Source organism: Bacillus gaemokensis, assembly GCF_001590835.1.
GTDB classification, from domain to species: domain Bacteria; phylum Bacillota; class Bacilli; order Bacillales; family Bacillaceae_G; genus Bacillus_A; species Bacillus_A gaemokensis.
On sequence record NZ_LTAQ01000009.1, the window covers coordinates 1 to 25,475 of the forward strand.

At 35.4% G+C, this 25,475-nt stretch carries 26 protein-coding genes and 1 pseudogene; 21 read left to right on the plus strand and 6 right to left on the minus strand.

The features are described from left to right. Positions 1 to 911: 911 nt before the first annotated feature. Positions 912 to 1,532: a transcriptional repressor LexA gene (gene lexA, locus AZF08_RS10035; protein WP_033675957.1), complete on the minus strand. Its 621-nt coding sequence runs from the start codon at positions 1,530 to 1,532 to the stop codon at positions 912 to 914. A gap of 143 nt (positions 1,533 to 1,675) precedes the next feature. Between lexA and AZF08_RS10040 the strand changes: the two genes are divergently transcribed. Further along, complete coding sequence (locus tag AZF08_RS10040) at positions 1,676 to 2,332, plus strand: YneB family resolvase-like protein (RefSeq protein WP_033675960.1); 657 nt, start codon at positions 1,676 to 1,678, stop codon at positions 2,330 to 2,332. A gap of 45 nt (positions 2,333 to 2,377) precedes the next feature. Then, positions 2,378 to 2,617, plus strand: coding sequence for a DUF896 domain-containing protein (locus AZF08_RS10045; RefSeq protein ID WP_033675962.1), 240 nt, complete (start codon positions 2,378 to 2,380; stop codon positions 2,615 to 2,617). A gap of 45 nt (positions 2,618 to 2,662) precedes the next feature. Here AZF08_RS10045 and AZF08_RS10050 read toward each other — a convergent pair whose 3' ends face one another. After that, on the minus strand, positions 2,663 to 4,246 hold the full coding sequence (locus AZF08_RS10050; protein ID WP_033675964.1) for a bifunctional metallophosphatase/5'-nucleotidase: 1,584 nt from the start codon (positions 4,244 to 4,246) through the stop codon (positions 2,663 to 2,665). 184 nt (positions 4,247 to 4,430) lie between these two features. Between AZF08_RS10050 and AZF08_RS10055 the strand changes: the two genes are divergently transcribed. The 14 genes from AZF08_RS10055 (at position 4,431) to AZF08_RS10120 (ending at position 18,638) form a co-directional block, all read left to right on the plus strand. Further along, entirely contained in the window at positions 4,431 to 5,369 is a 939-nt protein-coding gene (locus AZF08_RS10055) for a phosphate/phosphite/phosphonate ABC transporter substrate-binding protein (RefSeq protein WP_033675966.1), read from the plus strand. A 116-nt stretch (positions 5,370 to 5,485) separates the two neighbouring features. Beyond that, positions 5,486 to 6,259, plus strand: a complete 774-nt coding sequence (gene phnC, locus AZF08_RS10060) for a phosphonate ABC transporter ATP-binding protein (protein WP_033675967.1) — start codon at positions 5,486 to 5,488, stop codon at positions 6,257 to 6,259. Then, positions 6,256 to 7,053 carry a phosphonate ABC transporter, permease protein PhnE gene (gene phnE, locus AZF08_RS10065; RefSeq protein ID WP_033675969.1) on the plus strand — a complete coding sequence of 266 codons (798 nt, stop codon included), beginning with the start codon at positions 6,256 to 6,258 and terminating at the stop codon, positions 7,051 to 7,053. The genes phnC and phnE (AZF08_RS10065) overlap by 4 nt, the downstream gene beginning before the upstream one ends. Continuing rightward, positions 7,050 to 7,853: a phosphonate ABC transporter, permease protein PhnE gene (gene phnE, locus AZF08_RS10070; RefSeq protein ID WP_033675972.1), complete on the plus strand. Its 804-nt coding sequence runs from the start codon at positions 7,050 to 7,052 to the stop codon at positions 7,851 to 7,853. Before phnE (AZF08_RS10065) ends, phnE (AZF08_RS10070) begins: the two co-directional genes overlap by 4 nt. A gap of 134 nt (positions 7,854 to 7,987) precedes the next feature. Next, a complete protein-coding gene (locus AZF08_RS10075) occupies positions 7,988 to 8,383 on the plus strand; it encodes a hypothetical protein (protein ID WP_051725830.1) in 396 nt (131 codons plus the stop codon). 299 nt (positions 8,384 to 8,682) lie between these two features. After that, entirely contained in the window at positions 8,683 to 10,683 is a 2,001-nt protein-coding gene (gene tkt, locus AZF08_RS10080) for a transketolase (RefSeq protein ID WP_033675973.1), read from the plus strand. Between the two features lie 158 nt (positions 10,684 to 10,841). Beyond that, complete coding sequence (gene sirA, locus AZF08_RS10085) at positions 10,842 to 11,282, plus strand: sporulation inhibitor of replication protein SirA (protein ID WP_033675974.1); 441 nt, start codon at positions 10,842 to 10,844, stop codon at positions 11,280 to 11,282. 78 nt (positions 11,283 to 11,360) lie between these two features. Further along, complete coding sequence (locus AZF08_RS10090) at positions 11,361 to 11,582, plus strand: YneF family protein (protein WP_033675976.1); 222 nt, start codon at positions 11,361 to 11,363, stop codon at positions 11,580 to 11,582. A gap of 123 nt (positions 11,583 to 11,705) precedes the next feature. Further along, a complete protein-coding gene (locus tag AZF08_RS10095) occupies positions 11,706 to 13,457 on the plus strand; it encodes an ABC transporter transmembrane domain-containing protein (RefSeq protein ID WP_033675978.1) in 1,752 nt (583 codons plus the stop codon). Then, positions 13,457 to 15,220 (plus strand): ABC transporter ATP-binding protein, encoded by a 1,764-nt coding sequence (locus AZF08_RS10100; RefSeq protein ID WP_033675979.1) that lies wholly within the window; start codon positions 13,457 to 13,459, stop codon positions 15,218 to 15,220. The genes AZF08_RS10095 and AZF08_RS10100 overlap by 1 nt, the downstream gene beginning before the upstream one ends. 387 nt (positions 15,221 to 15,607) lie before the next feature. Continuing rightward, complete coding sequence (locus AZF08_RS10105; protein ID WP_033675981.1) at positions 15,608 to 16,663, plus strand: nuclease-related domain-containing protein; 1,056 nt, start codon at positions 15,608 to 15,610, stop codon at positions 16,661 to 16,663. Between the two features lie 290 nt (positions 16,664 to 16,953). Then, positions 16,954 to 17,280: an outer membrane protein assembly factor BamE domain-containing protein gene (bamE, locus tag AZF08_RS31200; RefSeq protein ID WP_235604056.1), complete on the plus strand. Its 327-nt coding sequence runs from the start codon at positions 16,954 to 16,956 to the stop codon at positions 17,278 to 17,280. 341 nt (positions 17,281 to 17,621) lie between these two features. After that, on the plus strand, positions 17,622 to 17,768 hold the full coding sequence (locus AZF08_RS29800) for a BC1881 family protein (protein ID WP_003199195.1): 147 nt from the start codon (positions 17,622 to 17,624) through the stop codon (positions 17,766 to 17,768). A gap of 114 nt (positions 17,769 to 17,882) precedes the next feature. Next, entirely contained in the window at positions 17,883 to 18,638 is a 756-nt protein-coding gene (locus AZF08_RS10120; protein ID WP_033675985.1) for a sulfite exporter TauE/SafE family protein, read from the plus strand. 394 nt (positions 18,639 to 19,032) lie between these two features. On the opposite strand, the gene AZF08_RS10125 is transcribed toward AZF08_RS10120, so the two are convergent. Further along, the gene (locus AZF08_RS10125) at positions 19,033 to 19,233 is read right to left on the minus strand and encodes a DUF3903 domain-containing protein (protein ID WP_033675987.1); all 201 of its coding nucleotides are present in this window, start codon (positions 19,231 to 19,233) and stop codon (positions 19,033 to 19,035) included. A 293-nt stretch (positions 19,234 to 19,526) separates the two neighbouring features. On the opposite strand from AZF08_RS10125, the pseudogene AZF08_RS10130 reads away from it, so the two are divergent. Then, positions 19,527 to 19,936 (plus strand): annotated as a pseudogene (locus AZF08_RS10130) (NUDIX hydrolase). Between the two features lie 28 nt (positions 19,937 to 19,964). On the opposite strand, the gene AZF08_RS10135 reads toward AZF08_RS10130, so the two are convergent. Then, complete coding sequence (locus tag AZF08_RS10135) at positions 19,965 to 20,642, minus strand: LrgB family protein (RefSeq protein ID WP_033675989.1); 678 nt, start codon at positions 20,640 to 20,642, stop codon at positions 19,965 to 19,967. Beyond that, entirely contained in the window at positions 20,639 to 21,004 is a 366-nt protein-coding gene (locus AZF08_RS10140) for a CidA/LrgA family holin-like protein (RefSeq protein WP_033675991.1), read from the minus strand. The genes AZF08_RS10135 and AZF08_RS10140 overlap by 4 nt, the downstream gene beginning before the upstream one ends. A gap of 144 nt (positions 21,005 to 21,148) precedes the next feature. On the opposite strand from AZF08_RS10140, the gene alsR reads away from it, so the two are divergent. Further along, positions 21,149 to 22,051 carry an acetoin biosynthesis transcriptional regulator AlsR gene (gene alsR / locus AZF08_RS10145; RefSeq protein WP_033675992.1) on the plus strand — a complete coding sequence of 301 codons (903 nt, stop codon included), beginning with the start codon at positions 21,149 to 21,151 and terminating at the stop codon, positions 22,049 to 22,051. A 64-nt stretch (positions 22,052 to 22,115) separates the two neighbouring features. On the opposite strand, the gene AZF08_RS10150 is transcribed toward alsR, so the two are convergent. Then, positions 22,116 to 22,727: a hypothetical protein gene (locus AZF08_RS10150; RefSeq protein WP_033675994.1), complete on the minus strand. Its 612-nt coding sequence runs from the start codon at positions 22,725 to 22,727 to the stop codon at positions 22,116 to 22,118. Positions 22,728 to 22,913: 186 nt separating this feature from the next. On the opposite strand from AZF08_RS10150, the gene AZF08_RS10155 reads away from it, so the two are divergent. The 3 genes from AZF08_RS10155 to AZF08_RS10165 all read left to right on the plus strand — a co-directional run bounded on the left by AZF08_RS10155 (position 22,914) and on the right by AZF08_RS10165 (position 25,430). Further along, entirely contained in the window at positions 22,914 to 23,489 is a 576-nt protein-coding gene (locus AZF08_RS10155) for an FtsX-like permease family protein (RefSeq protein ID WP_033675995.1), read from the plus strand. 92 nt (positions 23,490 to 23,581) lie between these two features. After that, positions 23,582 to 24,493, plus strand: coding sequence for an ABC transporter ATP-binding protein (locus AZF08_RS10160; protein WP_033675996.1), 912 nt, complete (start codon positions 23,582 to 23,584; stop codon positions 24,491 to 24,493). Then, the gene (locus AZF08_RS10165; RefSeq protein ID WP_033675997.1) at positions 24,486 to 25,430 is read left to right on the plus strand and encodes an ABC transporter permease; all 945 of its coding nucleotides are present in this window, start codon (positions 24,486 to 24,488) and stop codon (positions 25,428 to 25,430) included. The genes AZF08_RS10160 and AZF08_RS10165 overlap by 8 nt, the downstream gene beginning before the upstream one ends. Positions 25,431 to 25,475 lie beyond the last annotated feature (45 nt).

Genomic DNA, 25,475 nt, shown 5'->3' on the forward strand with positions numbered 1-25,475 from the left:
AGCCAGACTTGCAAATGTAATTTGACTACGTATTTTCATAAGGCATTCCTCTCCTCTATTCATATTGTATAGGTGGTTACTTACTGTTCCTTACCTCCTGACAAGGCTTAGGGAAAAGGCCCTCACTCGTATAGATTAAAGCCCCAGTACAAAGGTATCTATCAATATCAACAATTTGARCCATTTAAATCTCCATCCCTTCTATAACAAAATTATTTAAAGGTATGAAAGCATATTATGTATCCTTAGTTATTGTTAGGRTTAACACAACATGAGACATACCCTCAACCCATATTTTACTTTATTTATCCATAATATGTATTGAGAAAGAATGCAAATTCGAATCATTTTCGTACCCCAACTATTGATCGTCTTTTTCACCTATTATAATTAGATATTTAGAATTTCATTATAAAAAACTGTAAAAAANAATGCAAATTCGAATCATTTTCGTACCCCAACTATTGATCGTCTTTTTCACCTATTATAATTAGATATTTAGAATTTCATTATAAAAAACTGTAAAAAATAACCAATCTCTTAACGTACAGGAAGCGGTTGAAAAATGTGTCTAAACGTACAATTTTCTTTTTTTGATATGGTGACCCYATCGCCATCAAGCTAWGGTTTTGAAGTACCCCCTAAATGAAAATTTTCTTTCTCTACAGTTAGTTATTTTGAGAAGTCAGCTCATTTTTTTGTTTTGGGGATGTTTACTTTTCTTAAGTTGATGGCGATGGGGTCCCATCAACAAAACGCGAATTTCGTAATGTGTCATCGTATACATAATGAACAAAATTTGAATGTCTGATTATTCATTCTATTATGTGTAAAAAAGAGGATATATGCTCTATATTGAACATAATATCCTCTTCTAATTATAGTATGTTTAAGTTTTACTGGTCTATTTTTTAATGTAAATCACGATACACACCAATTACTTTTCCAATAACCGACACTTGTTTTAAAATGATAGGCTCTAGGGAAGAGTTTTCTGGTTGTAAGCGGAAATGATCTTTTTCTTTATAAAAACGTTTTACTGTTGCTTCGTTGTCTTCTGTTAGAGCAACTACAATCTCGCCGTTATATGCAGAATGCTGTTGACGAACTACAACTAAGTCTCCATCGAAAATACCTGCTTCAATCATACTATCCCCAGAGATTCGTAGCATAAATACTTGATCTGCTCCGGCAACAACGCTTGCAGGAAGTGGGAAGTGTTCTTCTACACTCTCAACGGCTGTAATTGGTAATCCAGCTGTAACTTTTCCAACAATCGGGACTTGAACAACAGATTGTGTTTCTGTTGCTATTCTCATTTCTCCTAAAATTTCAATAGCTCTTGGTTTTGTTGGATCACGTCGAATGTAACCTTTTTCTTCTAGACGCGATAAATGTCCGTGCACTGTAGAACTAGAAGCAAGGCCAACGGCTTGACCAATTTCACGTACGGAAGGTGGATACCCTTTTTCTTGTACTTTTAGTTTAATGAAGTCGAGAATGTCTTGCTGGCGTTTTGTTAACTTTTCCATGTTCGTTTAACACCTCGTTTTCTTTCAATTTTCTTACTTATAAGTATAACATGCGAAAAAACATTCTACAAACATAAGTTCGAACAACAGGGAGATTTATGATAAACTAATAGAAAAATCAAAATGAGGAAGAGGGGTTCGAAATGAATGCAATCATTTATGCACGCGTAAGCACAACGAAAGAAGCACAGGAAACATCATTATCACGCCAAAAAGATGAATTATTGCATTTAGCTGAGCGGTATCAAATGAATGTTATAAAGGTAATCGATGAGAAGGCGAGCGGATATACGATTGAAAGAGATGGGATATTAGAAGTTTTGGATATGGTTCGAGATGAACAGGTCGATGTACTTCTTATTCAAGATGAAACGCGCCTTGGTAGAGGGAATGCGAAGATTGCTTTAATGCATTGTTTACATAAAGAAGGGGTAAAGGTATATACGCATACACATAATGGTGAATTACAACTTTCTGATTCGGATTCAATGGTGCTAGATATTATTGGTATAGTCGAAGAATACCAGAGAAAAATTCATAATTTGAAGATTAAAAGGGGGATGAAACGAGCGGTAGAAAAAGGGTTTCGTCCAGAGAAAAATTTAAAAAATCGTCATTTAAATTCAGGACGTGAAAAGAAAGAAGTACCAATTGAAGAAATCGTACGCTTGCGCCGTAATGAATTGACATTTGAAGAAATTGCGGCAACGCTTCGTGGGTTTGGTTATGATGTTTCAAAAGCGACGGTACACCGTAGGTATGTGGAGTATACGAAGCAATTGCTTGATAAACAAGACTAACTATTGTATGATAATAATCAGTTTTAAGTAGAAAGGGGATTCGAGATGCTAAGTCACGAACTCATTGAACGCATTAACTTCTTAGCGAAAAAAGCAAAATCTGAAGGTTTAACTGAAGAAGAACAACGCGAGCGCCAATCGCTCCGTGAACAATATTTAAAAGGATTTCGTCAAAACATGTTAAACGAATTAAAAGGGATTAAAGTTGTTAACGAAGAGGGTAAAGATATTACTCCGACGAAATTAAAAGCATTAAAGAAGCAAGATAATACAAAATTAAATTAAAAGATGGGCTACGCCCATCTTTTTTAATTTTCATAGAAAGATTTGTTATTTGATAACTTTCCAATTCTGATTGGTCGTTGCTTCCACTGTCTTTCGTTCTAATATATAGTTGGTAATAAGCTCGGACATATCAATTGGTATTTCTTTTATGAGGGGCTTGTTTTTATACATAAAATAATTTCCGCCTCCGCTTGCACGATAATTGTTCATAACGACATCGTGCTCTTGCTCAAGGTCAATAGGAGATCCTTTATACTGCAAGGAAACAACTCTTTCACCAATTGGTTTTGAGATGTTTAATATATATGAAATTCCTTCCCACATATCGTAGTTATAGTGCTGTGGTTTTGGTTCGTTATAGATAGGATTTACAATAATATCCCCGTCTGTATGTAACATGAAATATTCAGCAGATAGCTCAAGAGCTTCTTTTATATCTTTTCCCGCAACACGAATGACTTTTAATGTATTTGGGTAAATGTAATTAGAGACAATGTCTCTCATCGTAATGTGGTTTGGAAAGCCAGGAGCTTCATTATGAAACAAGCTTGTGCAAGAAATGTCGACTCCAGCTACATTCATTTGTACTTTATTTATAAATTCAATAAAGGGATGATCATATAAACGTACTTGCATTGCATCGTGAATTCGCATGTCGCCGATGATGGTGCCAATTGGTTGATCTAGCCACTTTTGTGTCTGATTTTCATAGTTAGATACAAGTGAAAGCACCGCTTCGTCTGCTTGAACACCTTTTACAGATAACAGTTCGGAATGACATTTCTTAATCATCCACCGATCATTATTTTGTTCTAATTCCACTTGAACTTTTCCTAATGAATGGCCGTTACATCCAGTTTGTAAAACTGTTACACCATTTACTTTCGCATTTGCAATAGAGCGATGTTGATGCCCTGTTAGTAATATATCCATACCGTCTATTTCTTGACACATTGCATATCCTTGATTTTCTCCGGTTAAAATTTCTGTCGGTTCTCCAGTTTGTAAATTTCGCTCAAAACCGCCGTGGTATGCTATGACTAGTAAGTCTGGTTGCTCTTGTTCACGGATATAGGAAACCCATTTTTTTGTTGTTTTTAGTGCATCTTTAAATATTAAATCTTTAACATGTGCTGGCTGTTCCCAATTCGGAATATAATGCGTTGTTACTCCTACAATAGCCACTTTTATATTAGGTTCTATATGTTTTATGACATATGGTTTCCCGAAGTATGGTTCCTGTGTATTTTTATCTAAAATATTAGCGGATAGATAGGGCATATTTGCATTTGTAACAGCTCTATTTAATACATCCATTCCATAATTAAATTCGTGATTTCCAATAACAGCTGCATCATAACCAATGTGATTAGCAAGTAAGGACATTGGGTTTTTTTTATTTTGTTCATATGTAGCGTAGTGATAGGTGAAAGGGGTTCCTTGGATAAAATCTCCGTTATCAATTACAATTACATGTTCATGTTTGGAGCGTTCCTGCTTGATGCGTGTAGCGATTTTTGCTAATCCGAGTTCTGCTGATTCATTATTTCGATAGTGCAGTGGATAAACTGTACCATGTATATCGCTTGTTAATAGAATGTTTATATTTACAATTTTATTTTGCGTCAATTTTATCAACCTTCTCTATTGTTATTTTATGATAAATCATAACAGATATTTAGGAGGGTGTTTGTATAGAATGTTTAGAAAGTGTAAAGATTCTGTAAATTAAACACTGAACTTGAAAATATATGCTATATTTCTACATGTTTACAGCTTGTTATTTTATAACTAAAAAATTGGAGGCTTTGACATGTTGAAAAAAGTTTTCGCGATGGGAGCAACAACACTGCTAGCGGTGGGGTTATTAAGCGGTTGTGGAGCAAAAGAATCGAGTGCAAATAAAAGTGAAAAGACGAAAAAAGGGTATGTTCCGAAAACGTTAAATGTTCAATTTGTTCCTTCGCAAAATGCGGATACGTTAGAAGCAAAAGCAAAACCGTTAGAAAAGTTGTTAAGCGATAAGCTTAATATTCCTGTAAAAGTTAGTGTTTCAACGAATTACAACACAATTGTAGAAGCAATGGCATCTAAGCAAGTAGATGTAGGCTTTTTACCCCCAACAGCGTATGTGTTAGCTCATGAAAAGAAAGCGGCAAATGTAATATTACAAGCACAGCGTTTTGGAGTAGATGAAGCGACAGGACAACCAACAAAAGATTTAGTAGACTTTTATAAATCTGAGTTTGTTGTAAAGAAAGATTCTAGTATTAACAGTATTAAGGATTTAAAAGGTAAAAAAATTGGATATCAAGATGTGACATCTTCCGCAGGCTATGTGTGGCCAGCAGCTGTTTTAATGAAAGAGGGAGTCGATCCATTAAAAGATGTGAAACCTGTTACATTAAAAGGTCATGATCAATCTATTATTGCTCTTTTAAATGGGGATGTTGATGCAGCGGTTGTATTCCAAGACGCTCGCAATATTGTTAAAAAAGATTATCCAGATGTATTTGATAAGACAAAAATTGTGAAATTCACAGAAAAAATTCCAAATGATACGATTTCTGTACGTTCGGATTTAGACGCTGAATGGAGCAAGAAATTGCAAGATGCGTTTATTGAGATTGGAAAGAATGAAGAAGGTCATAAAATCATTAAAGAAGTGTACTCACATGAAGGATATGTGAAATCAGATGATAGTAAGTTTGATATTGTTCGTGACTATGGAAAGAAAGTAAAAACGCAGTAATCTATAGATTGCTTTTGAATAATAATTAAAAATGGCGACTAGCTGAAACGATATTCAGTTTCCGTTAGTTTGCCGTTTTTGAGTTTCTTATAACATGTAGAAAGTAGGTAAGACGTGTGATAGAGTTTCAAAATGTTTCTAAAGTATATCAGAATGGTACAAAAGGATTGAATAAGATCAATGTGAAGATTCATAAAGGTGAATTTGTTGTTACAGTTGGCTTATCTGGAGCTGGAAAATCAACGCTTCTTCGATCCATTAATCGTCTTCACGAAATTACCGATGGAGAAATTTTCATTGATGGACAATCGATTACAGCTGCAAAAGGAAAAGAGTTACGGCACCTTCGCCGAGATATCGGCATGATTTTTCAAAGTTTTAATCTTGTAAAGCGATCTACTGTGTTGAAAAATGTATTAGCTGGACGTATAGGATATCATTCTACAATGCGCACAACGTTCGGGCTTTTTCCGAAAGAGGATGTAGAGCTTGCATTTCGGGCATTAGAACGTGTGAATATTTTAGAAAAAGCATATGCGAGAGCTGATGAACTATCAGGGGGTCAACAGCAACGTGTTTCAATTGCAAGAGCATTAGCGCAAGAAGCAAAAATCATTTTAGCAGATGAACCGATTGCCTCTTTAGATCCACTTACTACGAAACAAGTGATGGATGATTTAAAGCAAATTAATAAGGAATTAGGAATTACAACAATTGTAAACTTACATTCTATTGATTTAGCGAGAGAATATGCAACGCGTATTATTGGGTTGCATGCAGGAGAAATAGTTTTTGATGGTCCGGTGGAAGAAGCAACCGATGAGAAATTCGCTGAAATTTATGGTCGTCCTATTCATAAAGATGAGTTTTTAGGAGTGGCGGTAAAATGAACGAAGTGACAATGAATACAAAATCAATGCCGAAGCCACCAAATAAACTGAAACACGTGTTAACATTGGTACTTATTATTTTATTATTTTGGGGGAGTAGTGTACAAGTAGATGCATCTTTCTCGAAGCTTGTAATGGGTCTTCCGAATATGTTGGAGTTGCTGAAAGAAATGGTACCACCAGAATGGAGTTATTTTAAAACAATTACGCCGGCAATTTTGGACACAATTCGAATGGCGATTATTGGAACAACTTTGGGAGCGATTCTCGCCATGCCGCTTGCATTGTTTGCAGCAAGTAATGTATTTTCATCTGCTTTTTTATATGGTCTGGCTAGATTTTTTTTAAATATAATTCGTACAATACCGGATTTATTATTAGCGGCAATTTTTGTTGCGATTTTTGGGATTGGTCCGCTCCCAGGCATTTTAGCACTTACTTTTTTCTCTGTTGGACTTGTTGCAAAATTATTGTATGAATCAATTGAATCCATTGATCCAGGGCCATTAGAAGCGATGACAGCAGTAGGGGCGAATAAAGTGCAGTGGATTGTATATGCAGTCATTCCGCAAGTAACAGCACATTTTGTGTCCTATGTTTTGTATACATTTGAAGTGAATGTGCGTGCGGCGGCTGTTTTAGGGTTAGTCGGTGCCGGTGGAATTGGATTGTATTACGATCGCACACTTGGGTTCTTACAATACCAACAAACAGCTTCTATTATTATATATACGCTTATTGTTGTATTATTGATTGACTATGTGGGTACAGTAGTACGGGAGAAATTATTATGAGTAGATCGACAATCACAATACCAAAACAGAAGAAACCAAGTTTATATCGCTGGGGGATTCTTATTGCACTAGCCGCTTTATACGTTTGGGCATTTTCAGGTATACCAATGGATGGGATAAAAGAAACAGCTGGCCAAATTACAAAGGCCATTATGACAGGAATGTTCAATCCAGATTGGGCGTATGTATCTTTACCAGGTGGTGAGGATTTATTGCACGGGCTGATTGATACGCTAGCAATTGCTGTATTAGGTACATTTATATCGGCTTTTTTGTGCGTGCCATTTGCATTTTGGGCAGCGACAAATATGAGTACAGGAAGAATGACTTCTGGGATAGGGAAGTTTGTATTAAGTTTTATTCGGACGTTTCCTGAACTAGTCATGGCTCTTCTTTTTATAAAAGCAGTTGGTCCTGGTTCTTTTGCGGGCGTATTAGCTTTAGGGTTACATTCGATTGGTATGCTTGGAAAATTATATTCTGAAGGGATTGAGAATATAGATAAAGGGCCTACTGAGGCATTGATTGCTACTGGAGCAAATCGTTTTCAAGTACTTTGGTATGCAGTCTTGCCACAAGTATTACCGGATTTTTTATCGTATACGTTATACCGATTTGAAATTAATATCCGATCTGCTGCTATTTTAGGTGTTATCGGAGCAGGCGGAATTGGAACACCGTTAATTTTTGCATTAAGCTCTCGGAATTGGTCGCGTGTAGGAATCATCTTGCTCGGGATTATTATAATGGTTATTATTATTGATTTCATTTCTAGTTCAATTCGAAAGCGGATTGTATGAATCGTTTATAGAGGTTATTGAAAAAAGCATCTTTTATTTCGGCTAAGTGCCCAATAAGAGGTGTTTTTTGTTTTATAGGGGGCTATTGATATGAAAAAATTTTGAGGGAATGCTACTATCTTAGAGGTGATGGGATGATTCAGTTTTGTAAATGCTTATTTTTATATGGTGCTAGTATTTGTTGTTTAGTGGATATTTCAAAGGTACAGGAACTGGTTCCTGTAATTATGGAAACATATACTGATATGTCTGAAAAGAATAATTGGATTGAAGTTCCAAAAGAAACGAAAGAAATTACGATATATGTGAAAGCAAAACATACCGATACCATGCTGTTTTGGCTCGTTCCAACGGGTACAGCAACATGGGAAGAAAGACAATTAATCGGATATGATATTAATGGAGCGGACGGGTGGTCTTTGAAATGGAATGTAAGTGGAAAGATGTTACATCATCATATATGTGTACAAGCTCTTGGTGTGACATCGATAAGTAGCGATTTAATTAATGTCCATACAGAATATAAATAAAGAAATAGGTGTTCTAAAAAAAGGTTTGTAGCTATAGTGATTGGGCGAGAGAAAATAAAGAAATGAAAATATTTAATAGCTATGAATAAAAATACAGATAATTCCCTTTGTTTTCAAAATACAAACAATGAAAAAGTATGGCAGATTGAATGCCCATACATTCCGGAAATCACAGTTTTTTTTATAAAAAATCGAAAAAACATCAACATATTTGTCGATACATGTTGTATAATCTTGCGTGGGAAGCTATCATATAAATGTGTAAAACGTTTACTAATATAAGCGAAGGGAAGAATAGCATGTCACATTCAATCGAACAACTTTCTATCAACACGATTCGCACATTATCCATCGATGCGATTGAAAAAGCAAACTCTGGTCACCCAGGAATGCCAATGGGGGCAGCACCAATGGCTTATACATTATGGACGCAATTTATGAAACATAATCCAAATAACCCAACGTGGTTTAACCGCGATCGTTTCGTATTATCTGCAGGTCATGGTTCAATGTTATTATATAGCCTACTTCATCTATCTGGTTACGACGTAACAATGGATGACTTAAAGAACTTCCGTCAATGGGGAAGTAAAACTCCAGGGCATCCTGAATTTGGTCATACAGCAGGCGTAGACGCAACAACTGGCCCACTTGGACAAGGTATTTCAACAGCTGTTGGTATGGCGATGGCTGAAAGACATTTAGCAGCGAAGTACAACCGTGATGCGTACAATGTAGTTGATCATTATACATATGCAATTTGCGGTGACGGCGACTTAATGGAAGGCGTTTCTGCTGAAGCATCTTCATTAGCTGCTCATTTAGGGTTAGGTCGACTTGTTGTGTTGTATGATTCTAACGACATTTCATTAGATGGCGATTTAAATCGTTCATTCTCAGAAAGTGTAGAAGATCGTTATAAAGCATACGGCTGGCAAGTAATCCGTGTTGAAGATGGAAATGATATTGAAGAGGTTGCGAAAGCAATTGAAGAAGCGAAAGCTGACGAAAAACGCCCAACGCTAATTGAAGTAAGAACAACAATTGGTTTCGGTTCTCCAAACAAATCAGGAAAATCTGCTTCACATGGTTCTCCACTTGGTGTAGACGAAACGAAATTAACAAAAGAAACATATGCTTGGTCATTTGAGCAAGATTTCCACGTGCCAGAAGAAGTTTATGATAACTTCCGTAAAACGGTACAAGATGCTGGTGAAACAGCACAAGCTGCATGGAATACAATGTTCGGTGAATATGCACAAGCATATCCAGAATTAGCAAATGAATTACAAGCAGCAATGAAAGGTCTTCTTCCAGAAGGTTGGGATCAAAACTTACCAACTTATGAATTAGGATCAAAAACGGCAACTCGTTCTTCTTCAGGTGCTGTAATTAATGCGATTGCAGAAGCTGTACCATCATTCTTTGGTGGATCTGCAGACCTTGCTGGTTCTAACAAAACATACATGAATAATGAAAAAGACTTTACAAGAGCTGACTACAGCGGTAAAAACATTTGGTACGGTGTACGTGAGTTCGCAATGGGTGCAGCAATGAACGGTATTGCACTTCATGGCGGTTTAAAAACTTACGGTGGTACGTTCTTCGTATTCTCTGATTACTTACGTCCAGCAATTCGTCTTGCGGCGTTAATGCAATTACCTGTAACATATGTGTTTACACATGACAGTATTGCAGTAGGAGAAGATGGACCGACTCATGAACCAGTTGAACAACTAGCAGCGCTTCGTGCGATGCCAAACGTATCTGTTATTCGTCCTGCTGACGGTAACGAATCTGTTGCAGCTTGGAAATTAGCGTTAGAATCTACAAAAACACCGACTGCATTAATTCTAACTCGTCAAGATCTTCCAACATTAGAAGGTGCAAAAGACGAGACGTATGAAAAAGTGTCAAAAGGTGCATATGTAATTTCTGCAAGCAAGAAAGAAACTGCTGATGCAATCCTACTTGCAACTGGTTCTGAAGTAAGCTTAGCAATTGAAGCTCAAAAAGCATTAGCAGCAGATGGTATTGACGCAGCTGTTGTCAGCATGCCATCTATGGATCGATTTGAAGCACAATCTGCTGAATACAAAGAATCTGTATTACCAAAAGCAGTAACGAAACGTTTCGCAATCGAAATGGGTGCTACTTTCGGATGGCACCGTTACGTTGGTCTTGATGGAGATGTATTAGGTATCGATACATTCGGTGCTTCTGCTCCTGGTGAAAAGATCATCGAAGAGTATGGCTTTACTGTAGAAAATGTTGTTCGTAAAGTAAAAGAAATGCTTTAATGATTTGTGAAAAATCTCTCCGGCATGGAGAGATTTTTCTATGTAAATGAGTTTATTCGACAGAAAAAGTTTTTTCTTTCTCCGTAGTCAGACAATCATTGCATATTTTCTTCTATATAATGTAGAGAAAAAAGGTTGTCCAGATCGGGAGGGAAAGAATGAAAACGTATGAATTGTATTTGATTCAAGAAGATATTGCGAAGGCATACTTTGGTCGTGAATATTTGTTTTTTGATTTATTTGCTCGATTTTCAGAGTCTGGTTCCCTTTCAGAAAAAAAAGTGTTATATAAGCAGATGATGTATATTACGATGCCATTACAAGTAATGAAAATTCACCATAAATTAGAACAGGCTTTACGCAGTCTTGGGAAGTATAATCGAACGCATCATATGCACATGCTTTATACTGGGGCGGAATATGGTGAAATAACGGTAAAATCACGATATATTCAAATGAACACATCTGGAAATGTATCAATGGAAACAACTTTCTTTGAGGTGCTTAGGAAATGTGAATTAACATTTTTAGCGATGGATTATGAAAATAAACGATACGGCTGGTTAAATCCTTTGAAACAAGTCAGAACATATGTGTAAAAAATGTCGAATATAATCTTGTCTTATTGAAAAGGTTTTAGTACACTGTAAGGTAGACAACATGAAGGAGGAAAATATATGCCAATTTGGTTAGGTATTCTAGTGGGCGTATTAGCACTAGTAGCAGGCGTGGCGTTAGGATTTTTCATCGCCCGTAAATACATGATGAATTACTTAGAAAAAAATCCACCAATTAATGAACAAATGTTAAAGATGATGATGATGCAAATGGGACAAAAACCATCCCAAAAGAAGATCAATCAAATGATGAGCGCAATGAGCAAACAACAAATGAAATAAGCGCTAAGGGGCACTCGATGAGAGTGTCCTTTCCTTTTGGGCGTATTTAGTGTTTAAAACTTTTAAAAATTCTGTAATTTTGATAAACTGAAAACATCGCTCATTTCAAGGGAGGGGGATATAATGAAAGTATTTTTAAATTTAGCTTGGTTTTTTAAACAAGAAAAACGAGCGTATATAATGGGGATTATTTTACTATTCGGTGTAGCGCTTCTTGAGCTAGTTGCACCAAAAGTAATTGGAATCGTCGTAGACGAAATTAACAATCAAACATTAACATCTGAAAAGTTGTTAAAGTGGGTTGTCCTTTTAGTGGTTGTGGGGATTACGATGTATATATTGCGATATATATGGCGTATTATGATTTTTGGATCTTCTCTAAAGCTCGCCCGCCAATTACGAAAGAAGTTGTATGAACATTTTACAAACATGAGTCCATCTTTTTATCAATCCCATCGAACAGGGGACTTAATGGCACATGCAACGAATGATATTCAAGCAATTCAACAAACTGCTGGAGCGGGCGTGTTGACGCTTGTTGATTCATTAGCTGTAGGTGGATGTGTGCTCGTGGTTATGGGTTTTACAATTAGTTGGAAATTAACGTTGTTAAGTTTAATTCCGATGCCGATTGTAGCAATATCTACTAACTACTATGGTACTTTACTACACAGACGCTTTCATAAAGCGCAGCAAGCATTTTCTGAAATCAATGATAAAGTACAAGAGAGTATGAGTGGGATGAAAGTGATTCGCTCACTAGGTCAAGAAACAGAAGATTTACAAGCATTTCGAAAGAAGTCAGAAGATGTCGTACATAAAAATATGTTAGTCGCTCGCATCGATTCATTATTTGATCCAACAATTTCTCTTATTGTCGGTTTTTCATTCTTAATTGCAGTTTGTTATGGCTCGTTATTGGTTGTTCGAGGAGAATTGACGGTTGGTGAACTTATTACCTTTACAACATATTTAGGGACACTTGTTTGGCCGATGCTCGCATTTGGATGGTTGTTTAACATTATGGAACGCGGGCGTGCTTCGTATGACCGTGTGGAAAAAATTCTATCTCAAACTTCTGATGTGATGAACAAAGAAGGAGCAATACATAAAGAGGCAAGCGGAGATATTACGTTTGCAATTGATACCTTTTCTTATAAGAAAGATGAAACGCTTAATTTAGAAGATATACATTTTATTTTGAAAAAAGGTGAAACATTAGGTATTGTTGGCCGCACAGGTGCAGGGAAAACCACATTATTAAAATGTTTAATCAGGGAATATGATCATTTTATTGGTGAGTTAAAAGTCGGGGATCGAGATATTCGTGATATGACCCTTCATGGAGTTCGATCTGCGATTTCGTATGTTCCTCAAGATCACTTTTTATTTTCAGCAAGTATTGGTGAAAATATTGCATTTGGGAAGTCAAGTGCTACATATAAAGACATTACACGTGCTGCTGATATTGCATGTATTCATGACGATATTGTCCAATTTTCGGAAGGGTATGATACAGTAGTTGGCGAACGTGGCGTTTCCTTATCAGGGGGACAAAAACAGCGAATTTCTATTGCACGTGCATTACTAACAAATGCTGAAATTTTAATTTTAGATGATTGTTTATCTGCAGTTGATGCAAAGACAGAAGAAACAATTTTAACAGCACTAAAACGAGAAAGAGCGCAAAAAACCACGATTATCACGGCGCATCGATTAAGCGCTATTCAACATGCAAACCTAATTCTTGTTGTTGATGAAGGGAAAATTGTGCAGCGTGGTACACATAAACAATTAATGAAGCAAGAAGGTTGGTATAGGGAGATGTATGAAAGTCAGCAGTTAGAAGCGTTAGTTGAGAAGGGAAGTATATAATGGCTGAGAAAAAAAGAGGTGATTTGTGGCGGTTACTTTCTTATATGAGACCGTATAAAGGTTTATTGTCGCTTGCATTTCTATTTCTAGTTTGTGCAACAGTTGCAGAAATGATGGGTCCGTTTTTAATTAAGCAGTTTCTTGATGAACATTTAGTTCCGCATAACTTTGAACAATCGGCACTAGTCACTTTATTTGTCGTATATATGATTGCACATTTATTAAAGGTTTTATTTACGTATTTAAATTTATTATATTTCCAAAACATAGCTTTCAAAATTGTTCAAGATATGCGAGTTGAAGTGTATGAGTATGTACAACGGTTGTCACTAAGCTTTTTTGATCGTACGCCAATTGGTACCCTTGTATCTCGTATAACAAATGATACAGAAGCTATTAAAGATTTTTATGTAAGTGTGTTATCAACGTTTGTAAAAAATGTTGTATTTTTAATTGGAATTTTAGTGGCAATGTTTTTACTGGATGTGAAACTAGCGTTATGTTCTCTTGTACTTATTCCAATTATGCTCACAATTATGGCGATGTATCGCCGGAAAAGTTCTGCTTTTTATTTAGAGCTTCGCAGTCAATTAAGTATATTAAATGCTAAGCTGAATGAATCCATTCAAGGAATGAATATTGTGCAAGTATTCCGTCAAGAAAAACGGATGCGAAAAGAGTTTGAAGAAGTGAATGATAAGCATTATGGTGCTGGGCGTCGTACGTTAAAGTTAGATGCATTGTTTTTACGTCCGGCGACAGATCTTGTACATATTGTAGCAATTGCATTAGTACTCGCTTTATTCGGGATTGACGCTTTGAAAAGTCCGGTTGAGGTTGGTGTATTATATGCCTTTGTTAACTATATTCATCGTTTCTTCCAACCTATAAATGAAATGATGATGAAATTATCTTTCTTCCAGCAAGCTCTCGTTTCATCATCTCGGGTTTTTCATTTAATGGATGAAAAAGATTTAGCCCCTATTCAAAAAGGGAATGAAGATCCGAAAGTAGATGAAGGAGAAATTGAATTTAAAGATGTTACATTTTCTTATGATGGAAAACGTGATGTGTTGAAGAATGTATCCTTCCACGTAAAACCAGGGCAAACGGTTGCTTTTGTTGGGCATACCGGAAGTGGAAAAAGTACAATTATGAACTTGTTAATGCGATTCTATGATATTAAAGCAGGTAATATTGTTATAGACGGGGTAAACTTAGAGAAATTTGAAGAACAGGAAATTCGCAAGAGAATCGGTCTCGTGCTGCAAGATGCTTTCTTGTTTGCGGGAAATGTGAAACAAAATATTCGTATGTATAATGAAAGTATTACTGATGAAGAAGTAGAAGAAGCGGCACGATTTGTGCAAGCGAATACGTTTATTGAGAGATTACCAGAGCAGTATGATACGGAAGTAGTAGAAAGAGGTGCTGCATTCTCAAGTGGGCAAAGGCAACTCATTGCGTTTGCTAGAACGATTGCAACAAATCCGAAAGTATTAGTATTGGACGAAGCAACGGCAAATATTGATACAGAAACGGAAGAAGCAATTCAAACGGCCTTGCAGCGCATGAGAAAAGGTAGAACCACAATAGCGATTGCACACCGCTTATCTACTATTCAAGATTCTGACCAAATCTTTGTTATGCATGAAGGGAAAATTGTAGAAAGAGGAACACATCAAGAGTTACTTAGTAAGCAGGGATTGTATTATAATATGTACTTACTTCAGAATAAAGGAAGCCTTCAAAAAGCCTTGTAGTTTCAAGGTGTTTGAAGGCTTTTTTCTAGTATATAGTAAATGCGAGGAAATAGGGAGGATTCAGTAAGTTATTGAAGATATAGAAATGCATTTCAGATGAGTAATAAAAATTCCGATTTTCACTACATGAAGGTAGTGTCCGTCTGTGAAGGTCGTACATATTCTATACGGAAGAAAAAAATATTTTTGGTAGAGGATGGGACAAGTTAAAAAAGTATCTTAATAAAGATACCTTTTATTGTATGAAAGCTTATGTTTTGGAGGTAACAATATAGAGATTTTAAATGAAAAAATACCCAATTCTTACAGAGAATTTTTCTATAGCATAGTATAATAAAGTAAATACATATAAAAACTAATGGATTATGTAATAAAGGAGAAGAAAAGATGGAATATGTACTTATATCTGTAATTTTAGTACTACTGGTTGGAATATTTATACTCTTTTATAAGAACAAACAGCTAGAATCAGAAAATCAACAAGTAGAATTTGAAAAGACGAAATCAATAGAAAGTTATCAAAGTGAGATTGCGGCAACAGTAGCAACGTATGAAGAAAAACAAGAGACATTAAAAAGCATAGAGCGTAAAAAGTACACCGATTTAAAAGAGAGTACAGCTAGAGAAGTAGAAAACATGAGAATGATGAAGAATCAATTGGCTGTGCAGCATAATAAAGAACGTAGTGAGATGCAACAGAAACATAGTAATGAGGTCTATATATTGCAAAATTTAATTGCAGAGTTAAGAACGTATTCTAAAAATGGAGAAGAAATGAATACGCATGAAATATTATATTATATGAAACGAGGATTTGTTCAGCAAGGAATCTTAGAGGAAGATGAGCTACATATTATTCCGAATGTATTTATACCAAATACTTATAATAGAAAAGAAAATAAAAGTGGTAATATTCGAATTGATCACCTTGTATTATGTACGACTGGAATTTATGTCATTGAGACGATAGAGTGGAAGGGCCGATTGATTCATGGATTGACGAAAGAAAATGCAGGAATATATTCATTTATGATTGATGAGATTGGTCAGTATCAGAATGAACATAAAAAGGAAGAGACGTTCAGTTTTGTTACAGAGGGATCTTCAGACGGAAATTCATTGATTCTAAGAGTAGAAAATGAGGAGAATCCTGTTTATAAAATACAACATGTATCATCTGTTTTATATGATTACTTCAAAGAATGTTATCAGAAAGATTTGAAAGATGTAGTTAAGCCTATTGTATACTTTGGAAATGAGACTGCTGGAAATATGAATGTAGTTATAGATCTTTCCAATGAAACATTACCTCGACTGAAGGATAGGGAGCAAATTGTTACTTATTTTAGAAATGAAAAAATAAAAGGAAAAGAGTTATATACCGTAAAAGAATTACAAGAGATAAAAGAAATGATTGAACATATGAATTATATGAGAGTTTAAGCGGGCTAGAGGCTAAATTCCAAAGTAAAGGTGGTTCTTTCTTGAGGAAATATAAAAATACTTTATTGTGAGGAATACTATATCTTTATGTATTTCTGTATCTATTCATATATTTTGCTTTCATTCTCATAATCGCTATAAGTCATTTATCTTATAGTGTAGAGAGTATATCAGTTATATTGTTACCGTTTATTGTTCTACTTCTCATTCAATGGGTAATCTGGAAGATTTCTTTAAATAAAAATAATGAAAAGCATAAGAGAGAGCTCAAAATCATAACAGGTGTTGGGATGAGTCTGTTTTTGTGTTGTGCAGTGCAGCTCGGAATAAATGAATATAACTCAAAATTCCATAGAGATGCATGGTTAGAAGAGGAAAGCAAGAGAGTATATATAGTAGATGATCTGTTAGAAAAACATAAATTAGTAGGTAAGTCAAAGGAAGAGGTATTGCAATTATTAGGAAATCCAACAGAAACAGGGCGTTTTAAGGAAACGAATCAAATTATCTATTATCTTGGAGATGAGAGAGGTTTCATTCGAATAGATAGTGAGAGGCTCGTTCTTTATTTTAATGATAATGATAAAGTAATGAAATATAAGATTCAAAAAGATTAATGGAAGATTTACAAACCCTAGGTTCATTCTTTTTGGGCCTAGGTACTGTATTTGCGGGATTGGGAGTACTACTTGCAGGGATTGGGGTATATACAAAGTTCTCACGTGAATCGAAATAATGATGAAAGCATCCTGTACGGATGCTTTTTATTTTTTTTCAATATATTCCGGAAAGGAATTGCATATTGTGTACGGAATAGGAATGAAAGTGGAGGTGTTGGTGTATATATACTTAGATGTATTGGAATTTATTTGAAACCATACGTGCTAGCTTTATGATGCTATATTGAACAAGAAAATGTAATGATATTAGGAGACAAGAATGAAAAGGAGGTAAGACGGTGAAGAAAATACCGACTGAAGCCCTGAGTAAGGAATTAATGGAAAGAGAAGGTGTTATATCCATTACAGTTAAGGAGTTTGAAAAAATCGAAGTGGCTGGGGTAGTTGTTTCTGGTCCGGCTGTTATTTTAATTAATCAAGATTAAGCGGGTACATATTATGAATATTAGAAAATAGTGAAAAGCATCCTGTGCGGATGCTTTTTTATTTGCATAAAAAAAGATAAATATTAGATAATAGAGCCATTGGGGGGAAAGAAAGTGGCTATTATTATTACGATGTTTCTAATGGGGATTTTATTAGGTTTTGTTGGAGCAGGCGGAGCTGGATTTATCATTGCAGTACTTACTCTTATATTTCATATTCCGATTCATGTAGCCCTTGCAACATCATTAACCGCTATGGCATTTACAACACTTTCTGGAGTGTTAAGCCATTACAGGGAAGGGAATGTTGTATTGAAAATTGGTAGTATTGTTGGAGGATTTGGAGCAGCTGGATCATATATTGGTTCTAAATTTGGTGCAGGGATTCCAGCGCATCTTCTTCATTGGTTTACGGCTGGTATGCTATTTTTATCTGCACTATTTATGTTCATTCGATTACTCTTTCTTCAAAATCAAAGGGAATTTTCTATGACTGGACATACGCAATTATCTACCGTTGTACTAGGTAAATGTATTGTGTTGGGAGTAGTAACGGGAGGGTTGGCAGGGGCATTTGGAATTGGTTCAGCGCCCTTTATTCAACTAGGATTAATGGTATTACTAGGTTTAACGATTCAGCAGTCAGTAGGAACTACAATGCTTGTTATTCTACCAATTGCAATCGGTGGTGGGGCTGGATATAGCTCTGAAGGGTACTTAGATTACATGTTACTAGCACAAGTTTTAATTGGAACAATGCTAGGAGCTTATATAGGGGCGAAGTTTACGAATTATGCACCGCAGATGATTTTGAAACTTTCGATGATTATGACCCCTATTTTGGCCGGTTGTATGTTATTAATGGAGTAAGAAATAAAATGTTGAGGAGGAAGTGGTGTGGCTGCTCATCTTCACAAATTATTGTGCGTGATTTTTCGTAATAAGAAAAATATATAGCAATTTATTAATATGTTTTACGTATGAATTATGTAAGTAATTCATATTTCCCATATAAAAGGATTTACTATAATATAATGAGTGTAACGTTCGATTATTCGACGTATCACTAGTATTATATCCCTATCCCTTTTCTAAAAATGCGAACAAGTTTTGCCCTATTCTATTCAATATTTAATTGTATAGAAATATATTGTTCGATGCCCATTATGGAACGTACATAATGGGGAATCCCGATCCTTAAAGAGGATGCCCCTAATCTTCATGTGAAAATATGATCGGATGAAGAAAGCTGACCAATGAATGGTCAGCTTTCTTTTTTGTTTAAAAGTAGCTCATCAGTGATTTCTGTTTGTAATAATAATGTTTTTCCAAAGCGGCGTTTGCATTCATCTGTTACTTTTTGAATGGCAAGTGTATGAGAAGTAGCGGATACGGTAACAGTTGCTTGCCGAGGTTTTCGGTTTTCTTCACAAAAGACACAGTCTACAACATATTTAGAAATCATAATCTCATCCTTCCGTCCGAATTTCTAAGAATAAGTTGTCTTTGAAGTTGATATAATCTTTCGCTACAAATTCAGATTTTTCCTTTATTTTCAAGGAGAAGAATAAAGTGAAACTTTAATCAGTGGGGGTTTTCTTCATCCCCCACTGATTATTAGTTGAACGAATCGGGCTTTTACGGGCAGTTTATCCCCCACCTAACTTCTTTGCTTTCGCTGAATTTTGAGGTTGGGTATTACTGCCCGTTAATGCGGGATAAAAGAAGGGAGAATATTAGGTAGGAAAGGAGAGAGAAATGAAAAGATGGATTGGAGCGGCAGCTATATGTGTGAATGAAAGAAATGAAATTTTGATGGTATTACAAGGACAAAAAGATGAACCGAAAAGATGTTCTGTACCAGGTGGTGGACAAGAAGAAGGCGAAACGCTTGAAGAATACTACGTTCGAGAAGTATGGGAAGAAACAGGTTATTGTGTAGAGGTTGTACATAAAATATATGAAAAAAAGGTGTAACATATGGTGTTCCTGTCCATGTTCATTATTATTTTGTGAAACAAACAGGGGGCTATATGAATATACAAGATCTAGATGGATTAATTTATGAGATTGTTTGGAAGGGGATTAGTGAATTAAGAGAGCTTTCTTTAGCTTTCCCTGAAGATTATGAATTGTTATGTCGATATGTGAATATGGAGTTAAAATGAAAAAGCAAGTGCGAAAACACTTACTTTTTTAATGCAACCAAGATAAGAAAAGTGGCACGATGACTAAACTTGCTCCAGCAGTTAAAAGCATGGATAAACTTGCAATTGTACCTTCAACAGGACCGATTTCAAATGCTTTTGACGTACCGGTTCCGTTAGCGCTAGTACCTAACATAATGCCTTTAGCGATTGCTGTTTTAATACGGCATATGCGAATGAGAGAAGGTCCTAAGAGCGCTCCTGTTAATGCTGTCAGTACAACAAACACTGCTGTTAATTGGGACATACCACCAATCATTTCTGAGATCGCCATTGCAATTGGTGTTGTGACAATATGTGGTGCTAAGCTATGTTCTAGTGTTGAATCAATATGAAAAGCATCTGCTAGAAGAGCCGAAGTAATAACAGATAATAAAGAACCAACAACGACGTTAATTAAAATTGCACTTGCATGTTTTTTTAACAAATCAAAGTATTTATAGATGGGCCATGCAAAAGCTACTGTTGCTGGTTTTAATAGTTCGGTTAGCCAATGACCACCAGAATCATATGTTTCATAAGGTGTATCTAGCCCCAGTAATAGTGCGATTAAAATAATTGGACAAACGAGGAGTGGTGAAAGTATACTCCAATTCCAGCGTTGATATAGTTTCTTAGAAATCCAATATGTTAATAGTGTTAATAGTAAACAAAAAAGGCCAATCATTGTGCTGCTCCTTTCCGCTTTAGTAGCAGCTCTGTTAAGATTCCAGTGACAAGTGTTACACACAGCGTACTAATCATGATAATTAAAATGAGATCGATCCCATATTGTGAAAGTGTATCTTTGTAGCGGATAACAGCGACAGCAGAGGGGATGAAAAATAAAATAAGTTCCTTTAATAAAAAGTCTGCTCCATCTTGAATCCATTCTTTTTTCACTAGGTTAAATTTTAATGAAATTAATAATAAAAAAATACCGATAATACTTCCTGGAATAGGGAGGTGTGCCTGTTTTGCGATCCATTCACCTGTCCAAGCAAAACAAAATAATAGTAGAATTTGTCCACTTAATTTCCACCATTTCATACAGTAACACCTCTTTCGTTTTTTACATAAAATTTGTAAAAAGAATCAACAATTTCTACTATACGTTCTTTTAAAATATTTGTCTAATATATAAATTATATGTTATTAATTTATTATACATATTAATCGAAAAGGGTGTACAAGATGGAATTACGGCATTTGCAATATTTTGTGGTTGTAGCAGAGGAGTTACATTTTGGGCGAGCAGCTGCTCGTTTACAAATGACACAGCCACCTCTTAGTCAACAAATTCAGCAATTAGAAAAAGAAATGGGAGTTACATTATTTTCAAGAACGAAAAGAAAGGTTGAGTTGACTGAAGCGGGAGAAATGTTTTTAATCGAAGTGAAAAAAGCTTTTAATCAAATTGACAAAGCAGTAGAGGTTGCGCAAAGCGCACAAAGGGGAGAAGTTGGCTCGCTTTCGATTGGATTTGTAGGAGCGGCAATATACGATATTTTACCGTCTATTGTTAGGGAATATCGCAAGAAATTCCCAAGGGTATCCGTTGTACTACATGAATTATCGACGCCTGATCAGGTCAATGCACTTCATGACAATCGAATCGATGTTGGATTTTTACGTCCACCGATTACGACACAATTATTAGAATTAGAGCCTATTCAAAAGCTGTCTTGTACGCTATGTTTACCAAAGGCACATCCGCTTGCAGAGAAGGAAGAGATTCATATTGAAGATTTGCAAGATGAGCCATTCGTATTTATAACGAGACCAGTCTGGCCTGCATTATACGACACAATTTTGTCGTTATGCCGTAGTGCTGGATTCAGTCCACATATTGTACAAGAAGCGACAGAGTATCAAACTGTTATGGGGCTTGTTGCAGCAGGAATTGGTATAACTGTTATTCCTGTATCTGCTAATAAGTTGTATAAAACAGAAGTTGTATATAAGGCCATATATGATTCTAATTTTGTGGCAGAGATGTCAGTTGCATACAGGAAAACGAATAGTAGTCCTGAACTATTAGAGTTTTTAAAAATTGCTAGGGAGAAAAAGCGAATAGAAGTGGAAAATGACAAGTAGTGAGGGATTACCGTCTATAAATGGCGAAATGAAATAGTAACGTGTAAAGAAAAAGGCGGTGATGCTATTGTAATGCATCAACGCCTTTTATTTCGACGCTATATAAATAGACATGCTCATTTTTTTGAATTAATTGCTCTAATATTTTTTTATTCTCTGGAAAAAAGACGGAAGTTGATTCCGGATTTAAATTATTCACCCAAACAGCAAGAGGAACTTTTGTATTATATTTTATTTTTTTCGGCTCATTGATTTGTGCAAATGAAGAGTCAGTAATATTCAGAGATAGTTCTTCAAAACCCTTATATGAACTTCCTTCAATATTCATAAACCACTCCCGTACTTTAGGTGTTTCATTGTTAAAATTAAAAGCGAAAGAAAGTTTGATGGTTTTCTCTTGGAAATGAGCAGAAGACAACCAAGCGATATCTTTTATTTTTTCCCCATGTTGGTAATATTCAAGCGTTGTATGTACTTCATCCTGTTTATTTAGAAGGGAAACTTCATAAAAATGGATATTCCCTTGGGGGACAGGAAATGTTTGTGAAATATCGAGTTCTTTTTCTGATATTTCATAAGGTTTAATAATCATCAACGAAGCATTGCTTTTCTGAGGACTACAACTAGTAGAAAGGATAAGAAATAAGACCAAAGATAAAAAGTGCTTTCTTTTCATGTAATCACCTCTATATAAAATATATTCGATACATTTGAAAAATATCCTGAACTAAAAAACGATTCCTATCTAAGACTAAAGACCTAGCAAAGATTCCGATTGTAGTTCGATGTAAGTAAAGTAATATTTTTATACACTAGTAGTATAGAATGTTGGAGGTTAAGGAGTAAGGTAGGGGAATTAATTATGTCTTTATTTCGGTTAGTAAGAAAGAATATACAAAACTATGCTGCCCAAAGATTAAAGCAATTCATATGGATTGCAACGAGTACAATGTTATCTTTTTTTATTATATCCGTTCAATCAGATGAAGTGGTGCGAGAGAAAATACAATATATGCCGTTTTTTGTGGAGTTTCTTTATTATGTCTTTATTTTGTTGTTTTTTGTGTGCGGCTTTGTTACATACCAGGTGACAAAAGTTTTCTTAAAAACAAGAAAAAAGGAATTTCAATCATATGAAACCGTTGGTATGGAGAAAAGACGGGTAGTATGTTTGTTATGCCAGGAACAAGTATTGCTTTTTGGGGGAGCATTGTTTTTGGGATTAATTCATGGAATGTTATTTTTGAAACTATTTGCAGTCATTTTTATCAAAGTAACAGGAGTTCATGGAATAAGTAGTGTGTCTATTACAATATATGCACTATCAGTAACAGCACTACTTAGTATTGTTTTCATTTTAGTATCGATGTGGCAATGTTACCGATTTATATACGGTCTCAAAGGCGGAGAATTATATAAAACAGAGGAAAAGGCATGAGCTATTATGCCTTTTTCTCTGTTTTACATAGGGAAATAATCATGATACAGTGAAAAGAACTTAAAAAGAGTTAAGAAGAAAGGTTGTATAGAATGACAAATGAGAAATCCATAGTAAAAGTTGATCGATTAACAAAGCGAATCGGCTCAAAGACGTTAGTAGAAAATATAAGCTTTGAAGTGAAAAAAGGTGAAGTTGTTGGTTTGTTAGGACCAAACGGTGCTGGTAAAACAACATTAATGCGAATGATGGTTGGCATGATTAGTATGACTGAAGGAGAAGTATGGATAGACGGCCAATCTGTAAAACAGCAATTTGAAAGCACAGCTGCAAAAATTGGTGCTGTAATTGAAAATCCAGAATTTTATCCTTTTTTAAGTGGGTATGAAAACTTAACATACTTTGGACGTATGAATGGTAATGTTACAGAAGAACGCATTAATGAAGTTGTCCAACTACTAGGCATGGGGCAGGTTATTGACCGGAAAGTAAAAGCATATTCACTTGGTATGAGACAACGTTTAGGAATTGCACAAGCGCTCGTACATAATCCAGACGTACTCATTTTAGATGAACCAACAAATGGGCTAGACCCAAATGGTATTCATGAAATGCGAATGTACATAAAGAAAATTGCCCATGAACAAGGGAAAGCGGTTCTTGTTTCTAGTCACTTACTATCTGAAGTTGAATTAATGTGTGATCGGGTTATTATTATTCAGCACGGAGAATATGTGGCAACGCAAAATATTCAGCGAGATGAAAGTCTGGAGTTGGAGACGATTCATATACGTGTGGACGATGCGGAGCAGGCAGCCGATCTTTTGACACAGGATGTCACAATTCAAGATAATGAATTGATTATGACCGTGAAAAATGAAGAAATTCCAAATGTTATTCAGACATTAACAGAAAAAAACATTCGTATTTATCGTGTTTATGAAGAAAGAAAAACATTAGAAGAGAAGTTTTTAGAATTAACAGGAGGAAAGGATATTGTTTAATTTAATTTATAATGAGTTGTATAAAATTTTTAAGCGAAAGAGAACAATTATCCCGTTCGCGGTCATTGCTATATTAGTTGCTGGTCTAGGATGGGTTTCATTTAAATATCTTTCATCCTCTCAAGAAAATTGGAAAGTAGAATACACAGAGAGAACAGCTGAAATTGAGAAAAAACTCGGTACACCAAAACAAGACATTTTAACACAAAGGTCGGGAGACGAACTTGTTAAAGAGTACCAGCTGAAAATGAAACATTTAGATACGAATACGCCACCAGCAAGTGAATCTCCTCTTGCTTTTATGCGAGATACAGGATTTATTGTCTTTCCGATTTTATTGCCATTTATTCTGGTATATGCAAGTACTATTTTCGCAAATGAATATAGCTGGGGAACGTATAAATTTTTAATGATTCGCCCAGCGAGCCGATTTAAAATTTTAACAGCAAAATATATTGCAATTGTTATTTTTTCAGCACTACTCTTCATATTTAATATGCTCTTCTCAATTCTTTGTGGATTAATTATTTATAAATTTCAGCAGCCAGCATGGACGGAATTTATCGTTCAAAACGGAAGTATTATAAAACAAAATATCTTCTTGGAAACAAGTAAATATTATCTTCTAGAATGGTTGCCAACTCTTGTGTATGCAGCATTTGCATTTATGATTTCAGTTTTAACGAGATCGAGCGGGGGAGCAATTGGTATTTCCTTATTCGTTGCATTATCGGGAGGACTAATTTTATTGCCAGCATCTAGATATGAATGGGCAAAATATTTATTACCAGCTAACACAAACTTACATGGGATTTTAACAGGTGGGAGTTTTATTCAAGGTGTAACATTCCTATTTGCGTCTTGTATGCTTTTCGTTTATTTATTAGTATTCTTAGGTATTTCTTATACTGTATTTTTAAAGCGTGATTTAACTTAATGATAGGTGAAAAGAGCCGTTAAGAAGAATAATCTTAACGGCTCT

Coding starts and splice junctions, on each gene's coding strand:
- lexA (WP_033675957.1), bottom strand. CDS start 1,532: ATGGAAAAGTTAACAAAACGCCAGCAAGACATTCTCGACTTCATTAAA.
- AZF08_RS10040 (WP_033675960.1), top strand. CDS start 1,676: ATGAATGCAATCATTTATGCACGCGTAAGCACAACGAAAGAAGCACAG.
- AZF08_RS10045 (WP_033675962.1), top strand. CDS start 2,378: ATGCTAAGTCACGAACTCATTGAACGCATTAACTTCTTAGCGAAAAAA.
- AZF08_RS10055 (WP_033675966.1), top strand. CDS start 4,431: ATGTTGAAAAAAGTTTTCGCGATGGGAGCAACAACACTGCTAGCGGTG.
- phnE (WP_033675969.1), top strand. CDS start 6,256: ATGAACGAAGTGACAATGAATACAAAATCAATGCCGAAGCCACCAAAT.
- phnE (WP_033675972.1), top strand. CDS start 7,050: ATGAGTAGATCGACAATCACAATACCAAAACAGAAGAAACCAAGTTTA.
- AZF08_RS10075 (WP_051725830.1), top strand. CDS start 7,988: ATGATTCAGTTTTGTAAATGCTTATTTTTATATGGTGCTAGTATTTGT.
- tkt (WP_033675973.1), top strand. CDS start 8,683: ATGTCACATTCAATCGAACAACTTTCTATCAACACGATTCGCACATTA.
- sirA (WP_033675974.1), top strand. CDS start 10,842: ATGAAAACGTATGAATTGTATTTGATTCAAGAAGATATTGCGAAGGCA.
- AZF08_RS10090 (WP_033675976.1), top strand. CDS start 11,361: ATGCCAATTTGGTTAGGTATTCTAGTGGGCGTATTAGCACTAGTAGCA.
- AZF08_RS10095 (WP_033675978.1), top strand. CDS start 11,706: ATGAAAGTATTTTTAAATTTAGCTTGGTTTTTTAAACAAGAAAAACGA.
- AZF08_RS10100 (WP_033675979.1), top strand. CDS start 13,457: ATGGCTGAGAAAAAAAGAGGTGATTTGTGGCGGTTACTTTCTTATATG.
- AZF08_RS10105 (WP_033675981.1), top strand. CDS start 15,608: ATGGAATATGTACTTATATCTGTAATTTTAGTACTACTGGTTGGAATA.
- bamE (WP_235604056.1), top strand. CDS start 16,954: ATGAGTCTGTTTTTGTGTTGTGCAGTGCAGCTCGGAATAAATGAATAT.
- AZF08_RS10125 (WP_033675987.1), bottom strand. CDS start 19,233: ATGATTTCTAAATATGTTGTAGACTGTGTCTTTTGTGAAGAAAACCGA.
- AZF08_RS10135 (WP_033675989.1), bottom strand. CDS start 20,642: ATGATTGGCCTTTTTTGTTTACTATTAACACTATTAACATATTGGATT.
- AZF08_RS10140 (WP_033675991.1), bottom strand. CDS start 21,004: ATGAAATGGTGGAAATTAAGTGGACAAATTCTACTATTATTTTGTTTT.
- alsR (WP_033675992.1), top strand. CDS start 21,149: ATGGAATTACGGCATTTGCAATATTTTGTGGTTGTAGCAGAGGAGTTA.
- AZF08_RS10150 (WP_033675994.1), bottom strand. CDS start 22,727: ATGAAAAGAAAGCACTTTTTATCTTTGGTCTTATTTCTTATCCTTTCT.
- AZF08_RS10155 (WP_033675995.1), top strand. CDS start 22,914: ATGTCTTTATTTCGGTTAGTAAGAAAGAATATACAAAACTATGCTGCC.
- AZF08_RS10160 (WP_033675996.1), top strand. CDS start 23,582: ATGACAAATGAGAAATCCATAGTAAAAGTTGATCGATTAACAAAGCGA.